The following is a 620-nucleotide window of genomic DNA, read 5'->3' as shown; positions in this document are numbered from 1 at the left end:
CGAAATACGTTGTGCAATAACGGAGCACAACCATGTTAGACATGAACCCTCAAGAAACGTACACCGCACCAGAGGAAGTGAACACACCATCACGCCCGATTGATGAAAACGCACTTTTGCAACGTCATCAAGTGATGGTGAAACGCGTAGTTAACCAGCTTCGCGTTCATGCCACTTCCCATTGCAGTATCGAAGATATGCAGCAAATTGGTCTTATCGCGCTGGTTGAAGCAGGACGTCGTTATGGAGACATTGACGATACTCACTTCCCGGCGTTTGCGGTTTGCCGTGTACGCGGCGCGATCTTAGATGAACTGCGCCGTTTAGACTGGCGCTCACGTAAGACACGTCAGCAAGCCCATGAGCTTAACGACGTCACACGTGACCTCACCCGCTCGTTAGGTCGCATGCCAACGGACTCAGAAATCATCAAGGCTCTAGGCACCGACGAGCAAGATTATTACAACCGTCAAAACGCGGCGCTTGCAGGTGAAATGCAAAGTCTCGATCAACTGATGGAAAACAGCACCGACAGCCACTTTGGTGGTCAATACGACGGCATGGAGCACGAGCACATTCGTCGTAGCTTAGACAGCGCACTAGGCCGATTGTCAAAGCGA

Annotated in this window: 1 protein-coding gene; it reads left to right on the top strand. The window is 51.3% G+C overall.

Annotated elements, in window-relative coordinates:
- Positions 1–32: 32 nt before the first annotated feature.
- A partial coding sequence (gene lafS / locus R7Z49_RS25995; RefSeq protein WP_318112559.1) for a lateral flagellar system RNA polymerase sigma factor LafS occupies positions 33–620 on the top strand: 588 nt, incomplete at its 3' end.

Origin of the sequence: Vibrio sp. 1562 (genome assembly GCF_033340155.1) — a bacterium.
Lineage (GTDB): Bacteria > Pseudomonadota > Gammaproteobacteria > Enterobacterales > Vibrionaceae > Vibrio > Vibrio alginolyticus.
This window is presented reverse-complemented; position numbering and strand designations above follow the sequence as displayed.